A 16,532-nucleotide genomic window follows, 5' to 3' on the forward strand; every position below is an offset into this window, starting at 1 on the left:
GGGAGTGTTGAGTAATGGAAATGATGCGTAATCCTAAGAATACAAAGCAAGAAATTAAGTTAGCCTTCTTTTATATCATGGATGGAGCAATCATAGTTCTAATGTTAGTACTAGCAAGTTATATGTCGAAGCTTGTTCCAGTCGGAGGACTTGGAAGGATAATGTTTTATGTGCTGTTTGGGGCGTTTGGGGTGTTCTTATGTATTAAACCTCATAACAGTCCTACAAATAGAAATATATTTGTGATTTTGGATATGTTGAAGATGGACAATAAAAACTATCATCCAATTGAAGTAAATACCATAAGCAGCGAAACAAAAAAGAAATAGGAATGAAAGGAGAGTGCAGATATAGCGCTCTCCTTTTTTATATCTCATGAAAGGAAAGATGAAGATGAAAGTTGCGACAGTTGAATCTAAAAAAGTAAACCGAAAGAGACAAGTTGAGTCAGAGAAAAGTAATGGAAAACAAAGTTTTATTTCAACGATCTTTGCTTCTTTTAAAAATACGGATGCATCAATTGTTGATGTTGCACCTTATAAACGACTGGAACAAAAAAAGGGGATCTTAGTAGATCGTAGAGACAACTTGCAGGTGTATTTAAAGGTAAAGACTACGGACTTAATTTCTATGAACAAAGATGATTTAAATCGATTTATGAATCAGTTAACTAGTTTATGTCGTGTGTATCATGAGCCATTCAAGATTTTGTCTCTAACGTACTCTACAGAAACAACAGAACAACAGGTGTACTGGAAGCGCATGGCGCTACGTTATCAAGGGAAAATGAGTCAAGATGTGTCAGAGAGAAACGAAGAACACTTATGGTCTCAACGCTATAGTTTAGCAATTGAAAATTTAAATCGGGTACTGTGGGTAGAAAAGAATTTAAAGGAATTGGCTTTCTTCATTGTTGTGTATGCAAAAAATGAAACAGAGTTAGTAAAGAATGTGAAGGACATGAAGCGCTATGGTGGACGTCAATTTAACTTGCAGAATATGAAAGCAAAAGAAGTTGAGAAGCTAATCTTTAAGCTACAAAACATGAATTCAGAAATGTAAAAGGAGGAAATGAATAATGGTAAAGTTGGGGAAAAAAGAACACCGAAAATATCGTACTGAAGGATATGATTTAGATTTTATTTCGAGGGTGCAGCCGCAAGGTGGCATTAAATTTAATGAGAAGTACATAGCGCAAGGTGATTGCTATGTTGCATGTTTACATGTGTACTATCTAGCTGAAGATATTCCTCCGCTATGGCTAACGGCACTCATGAACAATAAAGATACCGTTTCAAGTGTAGACATAGCGACAGCGAATAAAGAAGAAGTAGTAAAAGACATTAACCGTTCTATTACTGAATTAAAAGACCGTATGACATCAGAACGTCGTTCTACTGATCGTGACGATGCTCATTGGGAACTACAAAATTTAACAGACTTTGCTCGTTCTATTACGCAGCAAGGTGAAATTGTTAAACTCATAAAGTTGCGTATCTTCATATATGATCCAGTGCTAGAACAATTGGAGAAAAGAATTGGTGATATTAAGAAAGAAATTGCGGGGCAGAACTATAAAGCGCAAGTGTATGTTTTTAAACAAAAAGAAGAGTGGCAAACATTGTTTGCAAGCTATGACGATCAAATAGAATACTTGGGAGTGAAAAGTGGCTATCCATTACCTTCACAAAATATTGGTTTCGGTATTCCATTTCATCATCAAGATTTAAAAGATCCAAGAGGAATTTATCTAGGACAAACTACTACAGGTGGCGCATTTATTTTAGATCCGTTTTTCTCTACAAGTACTAGAACATCATTTAGTGGTTTCATCTTTGGTAAGATGGGTGCTGGTAAATCAACACTACTTAAACAAATCGAAGAAGGATTGGTTGCGAAAGATTGCTTCATTCGTGGTTTTGATAAAGCAAGAGATTATTACACAATTGTGCAGCAGCAAGGCGGTAAAATAATTGATTTAAGTGGGGTTCAAGATTCGGAAGAAGTAGAAACAGGAATGATAAACCCCTTAGAAGTATTCGCAACGAAAATTACAAATACAGGTGCAGTTGATGAGAAAGGTTCATTCATTCAACATATTTCTAAAGTCACGAATATGGTTCGATTTTTAAATTCAGAATTTGATGATACGGTGATTCAAGAGTTTCGTAAACATTTGTATGCTTTCTATATTGAGTGGGGACTTGTACCTCAAAAGGGAAGTGATCGCCCGTACAAAGTAACGGGATTCCCTCCTAATCACTATCCAATTTTAGAAGATTTTTATAAATATTTAAGTGAGCTGAAGCTAGAAGCGGGAGCAACACCACAACGTCTCCGTGATTTAGAAGCAATCAAATTGCAGGTGGAGGACATGATTACGGTGTACGGTGATATGTTTAACGGTCATACAACACTTAAAAACTTTGAAAATGAGCAGATTGTTTTCTTTGATATTGATGGGATTTCAAAATACGATAAATCAGTTTTTAACTGTCAATTGTTTACCGCATTAACATTGATTTGGAGTCATGCGCTTAAAAATGGTCGTCAAATGAAGTATTTACGAGAAGAAAAAAACTTATCAATAGAAGACGTTAAGTATTTCATGGTTTTCCTTGATGAGTGTCATAACATTATCAATTCGCAAAATGAATTTGCCAATCGTTATGTATTAGAGTTCGAACGTGAGATGCGAAAATTCTTTGCAGGTATATTTTTTGCGACACAATCCCCACAAGAAATGTTACCACCACCAGGAAGTACAGTGGATGTGTCTACGATGAAAGCCATCTTTGAATTAACTCAATACAAAATATTCTTGAACATGGATAACTCCGTGTTAGAGACTTTAAAAAGTGTTCTAGGTGAGAGTTTAACAGAATCGGAGTTTCGTATCTTACCTGAGTTGAAACGAGGGGAAGCAATTGTACAGGTAAGTTCTACTGAAACATATAACGTGATGTTTGATCCTGACGAGAAACAATTAGAACGCTTTAAAGGTGGTCAGTAAAATGGCAGCGACGCAAGAAACAGCAATAGACAAGTATAAGAAAGTGAAAAGAATAAAATGGCTCGTTCGCTTGTTAGGTGGTTCTACAGGAGTAATAATTGCGGCAGCCATTACGATTCTTTTAATTGTTAGTATGGCGATTTTGGGTGGAGAAAGCTCTACAGGTACACCGAATGGTGGCATAAGTGGGAATGCTTCAGTGCAGAATTTACCACCTGAAGTCATGAGGTGGCAATCGATGGTGGAGCAGGAATGTGCAGCGCAAGGTGTACCAGAGCTAGTTCCATATGTACTAGCAATTATTATGGTAGAGAGCAATGGTATTTCAGAAAAACTACCTGATATTATGCAGTCTTCAGGCGCGACACGTTTCTCTATAAGCGTTTAGACGTGAAGTGAGAGTGTTGCTGAAATTTATCTTAAGCAACAATAACTAATATATCGAGAGTTGGAATGAAAATCGTCATGTTGAATTGAAACAACTCCATTAATACTCCTACATGCATGATTTGTTAGTAGACAGATTGTGTATGAAGCTAGGTGAAGTCGGCTGAACGAGCCTAAGTGATTTTTAATCATATGGTGTAGGATAGGTCGGATGGCTGAAAAGATAACTATGGTGAGAATGTCCCTTATGGGTCTGACGAATTTGCGAAGGTACGGGTCTAAAATTGCACTATACCGAAAGGTATAGCACACAAGAGTGTGGTAGGGTACCGAGAAGTACGAATCTGACGGTAGGAAATCGGGATAAGCAACGATGAGCTTATAAACTCTACAGGCTTATAGCAAACACCTACGGTTATCATGAATAGCTAGATATATTGGAACGTGGGAAGCAAAAAACTGCTAAATGAAAACAGCTACTACTGGGCAGGTGGATATAAGGTAATTAGCCGAAATTCCTTTATTTTTGTGAAGGTAGGGGCACAGTACCGTTGAAGCGTCTAATGAACGTGGAGGGATGGCCCCAAGTCTAGTTTGTTTTATGTTTAATTTTAAGAAAATGAAGCTCAATGGTCAGGTAGGAATGTGGGCAAAAACCTAGGAGGTTTCCACAGTTGAGCACAACAATGAGATATTGGGAATATTACAATATGCAAGAAACATTTGATAGGTTATATGAAGAAAGTCAAGGAAATAAATCATTCCATGGTCTATATGAATTGATTACTTCGGAGAACAATATTCTTTTAGCATACCGAACAATAAAATCTAACAAGGGGTCCAAAACCGCTGGCACGGATTTGTTCACGATAGATAATTATAAACCAATGTATAAAAAGGAATTCTTATCATTGGTTTGTAAACAACTAGAGATATACAAACCAAAAGCAGTAAAGAGAGTTTTTATTCCTAAGTCCAATGGAGATAAAAGACCTTTAGGAATTCCAACAATGTTTGATCGGTTAATTCAACAAATGATTAGGCAAATTTTGGAGCCGATTTGCGAGGCGAAATTTTACGAACATAGTTATGGATTTCGTCCGATGAGAGGAACAAAACATGCCATTTCTAGAGTAATGTTTTTGATAAGCAGAAATACTTTTCATTACGCGGTAGATATAGATATAAAAGGATTCTTTGACAATGTTAATCACACATTACTTCTAAAACAATTGTGGAATATGGGTATTAAAGATAAGCGAGTGTTAAAACTTATCTATTTAATTCTAAAAGCACCAATTAAGGGATTTGGAATTCCAAAAAAGGGAACACCACAAGGTGGAATACTCTCGCCATTACTATCCAATATAGTTTTAAATGATTTAGACCAATGGATAGCAAGCCAATGGCACTATTTTGAAACATCATATCCATATACAAATAATGCAAATCAAAAGCGAGCAATGAAAGGTACCAAATTGAAACAAGGATTTATTGTTCGTTATGCAGATGATTTTAAAATTATGGCAAAGGATTTCCGAACGGCACAAAAATGGTTTTTCGCGACAAAAATGTATCTCAAGGAACGATTAAAGTTGGACATTTCACCAGAAAAATCCAGAATAATCAACCTTAGAAAAAACAAATCTGAGTTCTTAGGATATTTATTATATGTAGTACCCAAAAGAAACAAATGGGTTTGTAACTCTAGGATATCAAATAAGAAAAAGAAGCAAATCAAACTTGAGATCAAAAAGCGAATAAAAGCTATTCAGTTGTCATCAACTCGGAAAAATGTGCAATTATATAATGCCTATGTACTTGGACTGCGTAACTATTTTAGGTATGTTACACATGTAAATATTGAAATGAAACAGCTTGCATTTAACCTATCATTAGTAATATTCAATCGATTAAAAAGTGTCGGGAAATATGAAGTTCCAATCAATGCACCTCCGGTGTTTACAAAATTCTTTAAAAATAATTATCGAACATTTAAAGTATGTGGTATTTACTTATTTCCACTAGCGGATATACAAACAGCAACTATATGGAATTACACGCAAACCCAAACACCTTACAATCAAAAAGGCCGAAAGATTGCCAAACATATTGAGTTAAATAAATTGGTATTAGGCGAAATTAAGAAACTACTAACTGCAAATATCCCTAATGAAAGTATAGAGTACTTGGATAATCGAATGGCAAGGTATTCTATGTTGAATGGAAAATGTGAGATACTTAAAGAATTTTTACCAGCAAGTGAGCTACATTGCCACCACTATATTCCGAAGGGATTAGGCGGAACAGATGAGTATGAAAATCTTAGAATCATTCATAAAGAAATTCATAGATTAATTCACATGACAAATAAACAAACGATTGAATCCTACTTTCAAAAACACTCGTTGACTGTGGAACAAGTTAAACGAATAAACCAATATCGAAGAGCTTGTAATTTAGAAAAAATTAAACAATAAACAAATTAGATGGAGCGCCGTATGAGGTGAAAGTCTCACGTACGGTGTGGAGTGGGGGAAAAGGTAGAGATAACTTCAAATCCTTACCTATCACTAACAGTCACAAGGTTGGGCAATGAATACAATTTCTAACCCGAAAGATTCTATTTACTACGGTGTTATGCATTTAAAAGGCGCATTTGATGATGCGAAAATGCTAGGGATTAATGATTTGTTAGCCATTGTACAAACATACAACTTTGGTCGTAATTATGTGCATTGGTTAGCGACAAATAGTAAAACGCATTCTTTACAAACGGCTGATTATTATTCTTTAACAGTTGTTGCACCTGCTGGTGGTAATAGGAATGGAACAACAATTGGATACAGTCAACCTGTAGCAATTGCTTACAACGGTGGTTATCGCTATATCAATGGCGGTAACTTTTATTATGCAGAAATGGTGAAACAATATTTAAGTTTTAATAACGGGACTGCACCAGTAAACGGATCAGAAACCTTTAAGAAAATAATGGAGGAAGCTTTGAAATATAACGGAAACCCGTATGTTTGGGGCGGGAAAACTCCTGCACAGGGATTTGATTGTAGTGGATTAACCTCTTGGGCATTTAGAGCAGCAGGAGTCAATTTAAATGGTTCAGCATCAGAACAATACTATGCAACTGTAGAAGTTGATCCGAAAGATGCACAACCAGGCGATTTAGTTTTCTTTAAAGGGACATACGGTGGGCCCGATCATGTAAGTCATGTAGGGATATATGTTGATGCTAATACAATGTATGATTCTGAAAGTTCAGGGATAGGGTATCACCAATTTACATCACCAGGATGGCAAAAGTACTATGCAGGAATTAGAAGAGTAGTTCCAAAATAAAAAAAGAAATGGGTGCAAAATAAATGAATAATATATCAAAGATTTTAGGTGTAGTGTTGATTTTATCACTGGCTTTTAACGGAATACTGAGTTATAGCACAAAGAAAGAATTTGAAAAGAAGGATAAAAAACATCATGTGACTGTAGCGGAAAAAGAGAAGCAAATCGGAGATTTAAAAGTGAAGTTGGAGCAGGAAAGTAAAAAAATAAATGAGGGTGCAGCGGACGAAAATAAAAAAGAAAGTAATCCAACAGTAGATTTACAAAACAAATACAGAGAAGTTGCAAATCAATTCGTACATGCTTATTTAGATTATTCGGTACAAAATAAAGGCGAAAGACGAAACAACTTGTTAAAAATAACGGACAAAAAGGTAGTAGATGTAGTAGCACCTAATACAGATGATTTAGGCGATCCAAACTTCAAATCACATGTAAATAAGGCTGCAATATACATTAATTCAGAAGGTGATATTTCTAAGAAATGTACGGCTTTACTTGATGTGGAGTACACAATTGAGGGATTAGAAAATAAAAAAACAACGATTAACAGTGTTGTAAAGATAACGCTAGAAAAGCAAGGGGAAGAAATTAAAGTTGTAGAGTATAATCCGTATCCAGCGAAACGATGAATAGAAAATGATGTAAACGAAAAGCCCCTTACTAACTAGTATGGGGCTTTTCGTTTAACAAATAAATCTAACAGGAAGGAGTAACATCATGCTTTTGAGTGAACTAAAACCCAATCATGATTATGTAAAAGAAGGTAGGTATTTAATTTTAAGTCTACGAAAAAAGAAGGGGATTCGAAAAGATAAGTTTATTGAAATCCCGATAACATGGTTTGATTATAACTTTGGGGAAAAAGTGGAATGGCTCATTGTACGTGAATATCAGTCTAGTGTTAATGGGAAAGAAAAGTATACAAATTATAAACTTGAAAACATTCACGCTCACGTGAGCGTAGTAAATGTGAAAGGAGAAACAACAAAATGAATTTTAATTTTGGAATGAATAAGGAAGGTAGAAAGCCTGCAAATACAAAAAGGAAGGCGTATTTATATACTTTAGGAAGTTTTTTCACAGTGTTTTTTGTACTTTGTATTTCTCCTGTTTTTAGTGGAGCGACATATAAATTTGAAGAAATGAAAATAGGTGAGTATCAGAGTTTGTCCACCACGGTAAAGATTTCAGTTGCAAAAAAAGAATACAATCCAGTCAATCAAACGTTACGAATTGATTATGAGTTAAGGGCAGATAATGACTCTCAAATTCTAAGTAATATGAAATACAAAGTAGAGAATAAATACATTAAACAAAAAGATAATAACGTGAAAACGAAGGTTTATCGGGCAAGTGATAACTACATTGTGGTAATTAGTGAAAATGTTCCTGAAGAATTTGGTGTTGTATCTTCGGTTGTGAAGCCTGAATATATTCATCCTGAATTGCAAACGGACGTGGATGATCTAAAGGAACGGAGCTTGAAAACGTACGTTTTAGAAAATGAAAAATTGATTAATAAAGAATTGAAAAAGGAATCGAAAGATTTCTATGAAAAAGAGTATCTTGCATTTTCGCAACAGGGATTGAGAAAAGAAATGAAAGAAATAGAGAAGAAAATTGATGATAAAGCTTCAGCTATGAAGCAATTAAAAATCAAAAATGAAAAGTTAACAAAAGAAATGGAGTACCAAACAGAGGGCGAAAAAGTGAAAACCAAAAACACAATAAATTCAAATGAGTCTACCATTAACAACCATCAAAAAGAAATTGATGTATTAAAAGAAGACATCAAAATGAAAGAAAAGAAAATTAAATTGCTGAGTGAAAAGAAAAAAACGATATAAAAAATAGTGTTTTTGAGTGACCACTAAGTGACCACTGAGTGCCACGAAATGACCACTATCCTTAAAATATGACCACTGAGCGACCACTCGGAGAGGATTAGTGATATCAATTTGAGTGAAGTAGAAACCTAATAGGCACAGCCTATTTAAGCGCTTTGTTTACAAAGTGATATCAGGTTTCCTTATGCTCTTTTTTAATCACTGTCTTTAGTTCTTAACTAGAAAGGAGGAAATACGACTATTCTAGTTATGCATTTATCAGAAAGGAAGTAATAACATGGACATCTTGTTAAGAGGTATTGATCCTAAATATATAAAAGATATTGATAAGAGGTGTGAATTAATAAGTGTGAAATTGAAGAGAAAGTATACTCGTGCAGAATACTTGAGAAGTCTCATTCAAAACGATGTAGAACATTCTTTGCTTCAGTTTAAGCAAGATAAATTTGATGAAGCAGTCGGCAATGTTACCGTGTCATTAGAAAGACAAGAGAATAAGTTACAAGAGTATATAGATGCAACTAATGAATTAATAATGAAATTAGCTACTCGTAATTAAAGACAGGAGAGAGAATATGAGTGAAGTGGTTTTGTCTGATACAGCAAAGTTTAAGATTACTAGAATTCATAATGATATTGTGGAGGAATACTTGCAACAGCATCCTGAGTATAAAACTAAAGCGGATGTGTTTAGACGTGCAATTGGGTTGTTAGATGAAGATATGAGGAAGGAAAAAGGCGAGGATGATGTATCACTTTTGAAAAAAGAAGTGAAAGGTTTAACGCAAGCCGTTAATACAATGAAACAACAAATGGATATATTAATTAAGTTAAACATGGAACTTATTGCACGATCAGGAAGCGATTTAAGTTTAGAAGAATTGGAGCAGGAAGTTAAAAGTGAAATTGCTTCTGCTGTTACAAAGAAATCGGAAGGGAAGTTCTCTCGAACTGTTAAACGTGAACCTATAGAAGTAAACATGCAAGAGCAGGAACACATACAGAGAGAAGTTAAAACACCATCTTTTGCAAAGAAAACATTACCGATGATTACGGATGATGTACAAATTGTCATGAAAAAAGGTAAACCACATAAGGCAATTTCTAGATTAGGACAGACCATGTATGAGGAAATTGAGTGGGAACAAATCCCCGAACATAGACGAAAAGAATTAACATAACTTGAAGGAGAATGATGTATGGGAAAATCACCAAGTATCATATTAACATCTCAATATACCATTCCAAACCAAAAGAGTTTTACAACGTATGTAGATTATTGCATGAGACAAAAAGCACTTTTAAAAGAGAGACATACCTTAACAAATACAGAACTAACCGAACTGAGTCGATTGCAAAATGCAATTGACTCTTTTGATATGGAGAGGGGAAGTCCTCATTCTAATCAAAAGAAAGTGAGTGTATCTGAAAAAGAAGCAGAAGCAAAAGTGCTTTTAACTTCTCCAAACAGTTTTAATACTACGACTGATTTTGAAAAGTATGTTAGCTATATGGGAAGAAAATATGCGCTAGAAAGCAAAAAGAAAATGACTAAAACGGAAGAAGAAGAGGTGTTATTACTTAATAAACATATAGAAGATTTGTCTCCTGAACAAATGCAGGAGAAGATAAAAGCAGAAGAAATTTTGTCGGGTGTTTTCTCGAAAAATAAAAATGTAATTACCTCCAATGATTTAAATGAAATAAAAGAGTTGGTGGGAAAAGCACAAAATAAAGGTTCGGTTTATTATCAAGATGTTATCTCATTCGATACGGACTTTCTAATAGAACAGAAACTATATGATCCTGTAACGGACGTGTTAGATGAAAATCGGATTCGAAATGCAAGTCATAAAATGATGGAACAGTTATTCAAGGATGAACAAATTGAAGAGAATAACGGCTTTTGGTTTGCATCTATTCATCGGAATACAGAACACATTCACATTCACTACGGAACAGTAGAAAAAGAAAATAGAAGGAAGCTAGTCGAAGTTAAAGTGGATGGAGAAACTTTTTACGAACCAAAAGGAAAAAGAAAACAAAGTACACTAGATCATATGAAAACAACTTTTGCGAACTCTCTCGTAGATCGTACAAGTGAGTTGAGTCGAATATCTAATCTAAGAAATAACTTAGTGCAAGAAGTCAAAAAGGAGTATCTACAATCAAAAGAAAAGCAACCAAGTAGGGAAGTTACTTTGTTACAAGAGATATACAACGGGTTACCTAGTAACAAAAAAGATTGGACATATGGCAGCAAAAGAATGCCGAATGAAACAAGAAATAAGATTGATGAACTGACAGGATTGTTAATGAAAGAAAATCCTATTTTTAAGGAATATCAGGAAGCTGTAGAAAAAGAATCTAGTTTTCAGAAGGGTTTATATGGAGAATCGGAACGGGAAGAAAAAGATTACGCAAAGAATCAAATGAAAGATATGCAGAAGCGTATGGGTAATTCCTTACTAAAAGAACTGAAGAAAAAGCAACCATATGAGGACAATCCGTTGTATCAGTTTCAGCAAAAGAATGAACAGATTAAAAAGAAATATGAAAGGGGGCGGTTAGAAAAAAGAAGAGAGTACACTACATATTCTCAATACAAACCGCCATTAATTCGAAAAAAGGATGTCCGAAATATTGAAGCGGCGTTGAATGATGATTTAACAAAATGGCGTGCAGAACAAGAGTATGAGCGTGTACAGGAACGAATTGCACGACAACAAGAAATGGATTATTAATTTAAAAGGAGGATTTAAAGTGGAGAAAAAAGTGTATTATTCCATCGTTTCAAGTACAAGATTTAGCCGTAATGAAGAAAATAGAACCATTATAGAAGAGAATATAAAGAAAGGAGAAAATCATTTTCTAATTCGGAACGATGATTATGGTGAGTGTTTTGAGGTGGATTTTGAGAAGCAGATAACTGAAGAAGAAAATGAAAACTGGATACTGGAAACGGTTATTGGTTTTGCTGAAAAATATAAAATTACAGAATTTGAGTTGTGGAAAAAATTTGAGGGTGATTCTACATATGATAAAGGATTTGGAATAGTGATAGTGGGTTCAATGGATAATCCAATGCTAAAATTTAAAGAAGTATACTCGGGTTCGTTAGAGAATTGGAATATAAGTTGGGACAAAGGAAAACAAACTTACGAAAAAATATACTTCAAATTAGCGTTGTAATAATAGAAAGGTAGTGTGTAATATGTTTCAAAATAATTTTTATATGATTGATCATGTTGACCAAGTAAAGAATGAGGTTCATCTAAGTAAATATTTATTTAATAAGCAAGTTATCGTAAAAGTTTCTGAAGAAGAAGCGGCAGCCTATGTCGAGTTTATGCAAGGAGCAGCGGAACATGATAGTTTACCATTTGTTAAATATGATGAAGAAAGAGGGTTAATTTGCGAATGACCTACACAAAAAAGAAATATACACCTAAGACAAAAGAGCAAATTAAAGAAGAAACACAAGAAATCATGGACAAGGTTTTTACCGATATTACGAAGTACTATGAATCCACTGAAGACATGATTGAGTTGGCTGGATTCATGGCGAAGTTTAGTAACTATTCTCCTAGAAACATGCAGTTAATTAAATCACAATTTCCACATGCGTATGCTTGTGCGAGCTTTAAAACATTTAAAGATGCAGGATTCCATGTAAATAAGGGTGAAAAAGCAATGAAGGTTTTTCATCCTTATGTAAAAGAATTTGTAAGAGATCAAAAAACAAAATTAGCAATTCCACTAACTAAATTAACTGCGGAACAAAAGCAACAAGTGAAAACTGGTGAGTTAAAAGTGGAGAAGCAAACAAATTATTATTTGAAAGCAACAGCCTTTGATGTTTCACAAACAAATGCAAGACCTGAAGACTTGCCTAAAATATTCCCGAATCGTCAGTTTAATTTTGAGGTGACAGAGGAAAACAAAGAGTTATTAAAGACAGGTATAGAGGCATTAGCAGAAAAAGAAAAGATTGAAATTAAAATGATGGGCAATCAAGGCGCATTAATTAATGAATTAGGTAATGCTCATGGTATGCATTTACAAGCTGTTGACGGTTCTCATTCCGAAATAGTTATGAATACTCGAAACACCGAAACAAAAGAATTAGCTGTATCTATACATGAATTAGCACATGCGAAGTTACATAATGTGAAGGTGGATCATTCAGAACACACACCTACAAAAGAGTTTGAAGCAGAATTAACTTCTTATATAGTGTGTAAGCATTACGGCATGGATACGAGTGAATTTGCCATTCCTTATATAGCCCAATGGACGAAAAACGGACAGGATATAGAAGAGAAAGACAAATCTATTATGCGTGTTCACGAAACCGCAAGTAGCTTTATAAATACAATTGATAAGAAAATTTCTGAATTGCAAAGAGAGAACGAAAAGAATAGGGAACAAGATAATGGAGATATAAAAGGTCAATCTAATTCTGAAGAACAACAGAATAAGGTTGACCATTTTTTATCTAATAAAACAGAAAAAGATGTAGATGCAGCCGCTATAAAACAGCAAGAAACAAGAAGGATTGCACGTATGGCATATATGCAACAAATGGAGAGGTAAGAGGACATCTTAATAGGTGTTCTTTTTAATTTTAACTAATAAGGAGAAGAGAAAACGATGATGTTTTATGATGATATGGGAATAAGTACGGAAGAAACAAGGCAATTTATGGGGATGGTGCTTGAAGACTTAGAACATTATTATCATTCAAAGGAAGGGGTTTTGGAATTAGCTGAGTTTATGTCTAGATTTAGTAATTATTCGGGTAGAAATATGCAAGTGATTAAATCGCAATTCCCTGATGCGTATGCATGTGCAAATTTGAAAACTTACAACAAGGCTGGCTTTTCTTTGAAAAATGGAGAACAGGAAATGAAGGTTTTTCATCCTCTTATCAAAGAATATGTAAGAGATCCCAAAACAAAAAAAGAAGTTCTTGTAAAAGATTTGACAGTAGATCAGAAGGGACAGGTTAAGAAAGGCGATTTAAAAATAAAGAAAGACATAACTTACTATTTAAAGAAATCGGCATTAGATATTTCACAAACCAATGCTACTAGTGACGACTTGAAAAAGATATTCCCGAATCGTCAATTTGATTTTGAGGTATCAGAAGAAAATAAAAACATGTTGATTTCTGGAATCCATGTTGTAGCTGAGAAAGAAAAAATTGAAAGTAAAGCACTTGATGAAAATGAAAACACCTTAGAAATAAAGCAAATACCTGAAGTCATCTATGAATTGATTCGTGAAAAATTGCAAGGTGAAAAAGGAAAAGGGAGTAAAGATGAAGTGGCGGGAGATTTTGAAACACGAATGGCTACACATATTGTTTGTACACATTACGGGATGGATACGAGTGAAAATACAGTACCTTATATTAGTAAATGGGTTGAAAGTGATCAAGATTTAAAAGAAAAAGATTCTTCTATAATAAACATTCACGATACAGCAAGAACGTTTATTAATGTAATAGATCAGGAAATCTCTGAATTACAAAGGGGGACAGAAAAAGAACTACAGAAACACAATCCAGTAATCAGTAACGATACAAAAGAATTAAACGAAAAAGATGCAGTAAATGATGAAAAGGAGCAAAAGAAATTCGAATTTCCTGCTTTTCAACAAAGAGTCCTTAAACGTATACAAGAAAAAGCGGAACAAAATGTTGCTGAAAACATTGGGTTAAATTTAGGGAGTCATTGGAATGCTGTCTCTCAACGGGCAGAGCTAAATTCAAAAAATCGATGGAATGATTATAAAATTAATCTTTCTGAAGATGGAAAATATATAGAGGATATTCAGCCGAATATGATTTTGAGTTTGGGTGAATTAAATACAATCGTCAATAAATTTGGAACTGAAAAAGAAGTAGAGAATTTGAAAATCGTAACAGAAGAAATGAAACCACATTATGAAGCTGACTCAAAAGAAACAGAGTTATTTAATACACATGTTGCTAAAGTATCGGTAGATCAAGATAAAAACATGAAGGTTGAATGTATTTCTGAATATGTATCAGACAGTGACATTGAATTTGATTTTAACCACTCTGTAGCTGAAGCGATTGATAGTATTAATTCTTCTATTACAAAAGCGCACAAAGAAGTAATGAGCGAAGAAATTGAACGTCAAGGAAGTAATCAAGAATTGAGTACAGGACAACAAGATGAAGAAGCAGCCGTTATGAAAAAGCAAGAAGCTAGAAAAATAGCACGTATGGCATACATGCAACAGATGGAGAGATAAAAGGACACCTTAATAGGTGTTCTTTTTTATTTTAAATTTCAACTAATAAGGAGAGAGAAAAATGATGGATAACCATAAAGTAGTAACAGGCATTCAACAAAAAGCAGCTCTAGAGATTGACGAGAAAGTAGGTATTGATTTAGAAAAGCATTGGGAAAATTACGAAATTCAACTGTCCGAAGACAATCGAGTAATCGAAGAAATTCATCCTGATATGCGTTTGAGTTTAGGAGAAATGCTATCTGTTGTAAATAGATGTGGAACGGAAAAAGAAATGGAAAACTTCAATCAAATTGCAGATTACCTTGAACCGTATTATGAAGCTGAACTTATTCAAGGAGAATTCTATGATACGCCAATTGCTAAAGTTTCAACAGATAGACAACAAAATATGAAAGTGGAGTGCCTATCTGAATATGTATCAGACAGTGACATTGAATTTGATTTTAACCATTCTGTATTTGAAGCTGTTAAACATATCAATCATTCAATTACTAAATCACACAAAGAAATTATGAATGGTGATGTGGAGTATCAAGGGCTTTATCCAGTAAATGAAGATATGGTTATTTACTGTGAATCGACAGGGAAACCATTGCAGCAGGATGAAGCGGCTTATCACTTTGAGGGCTATGGATATGTAGTAGCAGAAGAGGTGATTCCTGAAGAGATAGAGGGAAAAGATGCTTATTATACAACAATCGGCTACGAAGATGTTGAAGAAAAACGACTTGCTCCTCTTAGATATATGGAAGAAAAGAAGATTGAAGATGGAGAACTTTGTTTCAATCCAGTAGAAGAGATCGTAAATGATCGAAAAAGCGAAACAGAGGAAGTTTTTCAAATGGAATCCGCTAAAACAGTCGGGTCGGTGAAGAAAGAGCATGGCGCTATAGAGGTACAAGAATCAAAAACCATCCCTGAAGTTGGAAAGCGATATGTTGGGAAAGATACCGTCCATGAGGAAGAACAACAGCAAATATCGCAAACAAGAGAGCAAGCAAGAAAACATTATATGATGAAACACATGCTTGGTCGGGATTATTAATATAAGAAAGTGGGATAACCAATGAAGTATAAAACGCATCTTACAACAAGCCTAGCGGTCGCCCTGCCTGTCTTGGCATCAACGGGAAACCTCACGATTGGAAATGTGATAGCGGTTAGTTTTGGGGCTTTGTTGCCTGATATAGATGAACAACATTCATGGATTGGCAGGAGAACTCGTGGAGTATCGGACTTAATGAATATGGTATTTGGTCATAGAGGAATCACTCATTCACTATTTGGTTTAGTGCTTGTGTTGATTCCTATTTTATTTGCAGTCGGGATGACACCATTGACCTTTACGAATGGCATGTGCATCCTTGCAGGATACTTTCTACATCTAGTGGAAGACAGTTTCTCTAAAAAAGGTATTAAGTGGCTGCTGCCATTATCCAATAGAAATTTCCAAAGTGGATTCCATATTTTTTACTACAGCTATAACGGTATAGCGGAAAAAATGATTTTAATGATTAGTACGATTGTAGTTGTGTATGAGTTGTATTCATATGGAATGGCAAGTTTCCAATTTGGGGCTTCAGGCATTTTAGAATCCTTTAAAGCGTTATTTAGTTAAAGCAGAACAAATACAAATATAA

16 protein-coding genes and 2 pseudogenes are annotated in these 16,532 nt (G+C 34.5%); all 18 read left to right on the top strand.

Translation table 11 applies throughout. From position 1 onward, the window contains the following. Positions 1-14 precede the first annotated feature (14 nt). The 18 genes and pseudogenes from ACXKY9_RS28460 (at position 15) to ACXKY9_RS28545 (ending at position 16,510) form a co-directional block, all read left to right on the top strand. Positions 15-329, top strand: coding sequence for a DUF5592 family protein (locus tag ACXKY9_RS28460; protein ID WP_016097301.1), 315 nt, complete (start codon positions 15-17; stop codon positions 327-329). Between the two features lie 64 nt (positions 330-393). Then, the gene (locus ACXKY9_RS28465; RefSeq protein WP_016097302.1) at positions 394-1,062 is read left to right on the top strand and encodes a TraC-like domain-containing protein; all 669 of its coding nucleotides are present in this window, start codon (positions 394-396) and stop codon (positions 1,060-1,062) included. 16 nt (positions 1,063-1,078) lie between these two features. Further along, positions 1,079-3,013: a VirB4 family type IV secretion system protein gene (locus ACXKY9_RS28470; RefSeq protein WP_016097303.1), complete on the top strand. Its 1,935-nt coding sequence runs from the start codon at positions 1,079-1,081 to the stop codon at positions 3,011-3,013. A gap of 1 nt (position 3,014) precedes the next feature. Beyond that, positions 3,015-3,371: pseudogene (locus ACXKY9_RS28475) on the top strand (lysozyme family protein); the annotation flags it as partial. A gap of 703 nt (positions 3,372-4,074) precedes the next feature. Next, positions 4,075-5,880, top strand: coding sequence for a group II intron reverse transcriptase/maturase (ltrA, locus tag ACXKY9_RS28480; protein WP_000108316.1), 1,806 nt, complete (start codon positions 4,075-4,077; stop codon positions 5,878-5,880). A gap of 97 nt (positions 5,881-5,977) precedes the next feature. Then, a pseudogene (locus ACXKY9_RS28485) lies at positions 5,978-6,754 on the top strand (C40 family peptidase); the annotation flags it as partial. 23 nt (positions 6,755-6,777) lie between these two features. Then, the gene (locus tag ACXKY9_RS28490) at positions 6,778-7,386 is read left to right on the top strand and encodes a hypothetical protein (RefSeq protein ID WP_016097306.1); all 609 of its coding nucleotides are present in this window, start codon (positions 6,778-6,780) and stop codon (positions 7,384-7,386) included. A gap of 88 nt (positions 7,387-7,474) precedes the next feature. Further along, entirely contained in the window at positions 7,475-7,750 is a 276-nt protein-coding gene (locus ACXKY9_RS28495) for a DUF5513 family protein (protein ID WP_016097307.1), read from the top strand. Then, on the top strand, positions 7,747-8,604 hold the full coding sequence (locus ACXKY9_RS28500; protein ID WP_016097308.1) for a hypothetical protein: 858 nt from the start codon (positions 7,747-7,749) through the stop codon (positions 8,602-8,604). The genes ACXKY9_RS28495 and ACXKY9_RS28500 overlap by 4 nt, the downstream gene beginning before the upstream one ends. Positions 8,605-8,881: 277 nt before the next feature. Continuing rightward, a complete protein-coding gene (locus tag ACXKY9_RS28505) occupies positions 8,882-9,163 on the top strand; it encodes a hypothetical protein (protein ID WP_016097309.1) in 282 nt (93 codons plus the stop codon). A 16-nt stretch (positions 9,164-9,179) separates the two neighbouring features. Continuing rightward, complete coding sequence (locus tag ACXKY9_RS28510; RefSeq protein ID WP_016097310.1) at positions 9,180-9,785, top strand: hypothetical protein; 606 nt, start codon at positions 9,180-9,182, stop codon at positions 9,783-9,785. An 18-nt stretch (positions 9,786-9,803) separates the two neighbouring features. Then, complete coding sequence (gene mobP2 / locus ACXKY9_RS28515; protein ID WP_016097311.1) at positions 9,804-11,348, top strand: MobP2 family relaxase; 1,545 nt, start codon at positions 9,804-9,806, stop codon at positions 11,346-11,348. Between the two features lie 19 nt (positions 11,349-11,367). After that, a complete protein-coding gene (locus tag ACXKY9_RS28520; protein WP_016097312.1) occupies positions 11,368-11,796 on the top strand; it encodes a DUF5514 family protein in 429 nt (142 codons plus the stop codon). Between the two features lie 22 nt (positions 11,797-11,818). Beyond that, a complete protein-coding gene (locus ACXKY9_RS28525) occupies positions 11,819-12,028 on the top strand; it encodes a DUF5511 family protein (RefSeq protein WP_016097313.1) in 210 nt (69 codons plus the stop codon). After that, entirely contained in the window at positions 12,025-13,200 is a 1,176-nt protein-coding gene (locus tag ACXKY9_RS28530; RefSeq protein ID WP_016097314.1) for an ArdC family protein, read from the top strand. Before ACXKY9_RS28525 ends, ACXKY9_RS28530 begins: the two co-directional genes overlap by 4 nt. 57 nt (positions 13,201-13,257) lie before the next feature. After that, positions 13,258-14,889, top strand: a complete 1,632-nt coding sequence (locus ACXKY9_RS28535; protein WP_016097315.1) for an ArdC-like ssDNA-binding domain-containing protein — start codon at positions 13,258-13,260, stop codon at positions 14,887-14,889. 61 nt (positions 14,890-14,950) lie between these two features. Next, positions 14,951-15,937: a hypothetical protein gene (locus ACXKY9_RS28540; RefSeq protein WP_016097316.1), complete on the top strand. Its 987-nt coding sequence runs from the start codon at positions 14,951-14,953 to the stop codon at positions 15,935-15,937. 21 nt (positions 15,938-15,958) lie between these two features. Continuing rightward, positions 15,959-16,510, top strand: coding sequence for a metal-dependent hydrolase (locus ACXKY9_RS28545; RefSeq protein ID WP_016097317.1), 552 nt, complete (start codon positions 15,959-15,961; stop codon positions 16,508-16,510). Positions 16,511-16,532: the final 22 nt, after the last annotated feature.

The organism is Bacillus sp. 2175 (genome assembly GCF_057812155.1).

Coding starts and splice junctions, on each gene's coding strand:
- ACXKY9_RS28470 (WP_016097303.1), top strand. CDS start 1,079: ATGGTAAAGTTGGGGAAAAAAGAACACCGAAAATATCGTACTGAAGGA.
- ACXKY9_RS28460 (WP_016097301.1), top strand. CDS start 15: ATGGAAATGATGCGTAATCCTAAGAATACAAAGCAAGAAATTAAGTTA.
- ACXKY9_RS28510 (WP_016097310.1), top strand. CDS start 9,180: ATGAGTGAAGTGGTTTTGTCTGATACAGCAAAGTTTAAGATTACTAGA.
- ACXKY9_RS28545 (WP_016097317.1), top strand. CDS start 15,959: ATGAAGTATAAAACGCATCTTACAACAAGCCTAGCGGTCGCCCTGCCT.
- ACXKY9_RS28540 (WP_016097316.1), top strand. CDS start 14,951: ATGATGGATAACCATAAAGTAGTAACAGGCATTCAACAAAAAGCAGCT.
- ACXKY9_RS28495 (WP_016097307.1), top strand. CDS start 7,475: ATGCTTTTGAGTGAACTAAAACCCAATCATGATTATGTAAAAGAAGGT.
- ACXKY9_RS28500 (WP_016097308.1), top strand. CDS start 7,747: ATGAATTTTAATTTTGGAATGAATAAGGAAGGTAGAAAGCCTGCAAAT.
- ACXKY9_RS28525 (WP_016097313.1), top strand. CDS start 11,819: ATGTTTCAAAATAATTTTTATATGATTGATCATGTTGACCAAGTAAAG.
- ACXKY9_RS28535 (WP_016097315.1), top strand. CDS start 13,258: ATGATGTTTTATGATGATATGGGAATAAGTACGGAAGAAACAAGGCAA.
- ACXKY9_RS28505 (WP_016097309.1), top strand. CDS start 8,882: ATGGACATCTTGTTAAGAGGTATTGATCCTAAATATATAAAAGATATT.
- mobP2 (WP_016097311.1), top strand. CDS start 9,804: ATGGGAAAATCACCAAGTATCATATTAACATCTCAATATACCATTCCA.
- ACXKY9_RS28465 (WP_016097302.1), top strand. CDS start 394: ATGAAAGTTGCGACAGTTGAATCTAAAAAAGTAAACCGAAAGAGACAA.
- ACXKY9_RS28490 (WP_016097306.1), top strand. CDS start 6,778: ATGAATAATATATCAAAGATTTTAGGTGTAGTGTTGATTTTATCACTG.
- ACXKY9_RS28530 (WP_016097314.1), top strand. CDS start 12,025: ATGACCTACACAAAAAAGAAATATACACCTAAGACAAAAGAGCAAATT.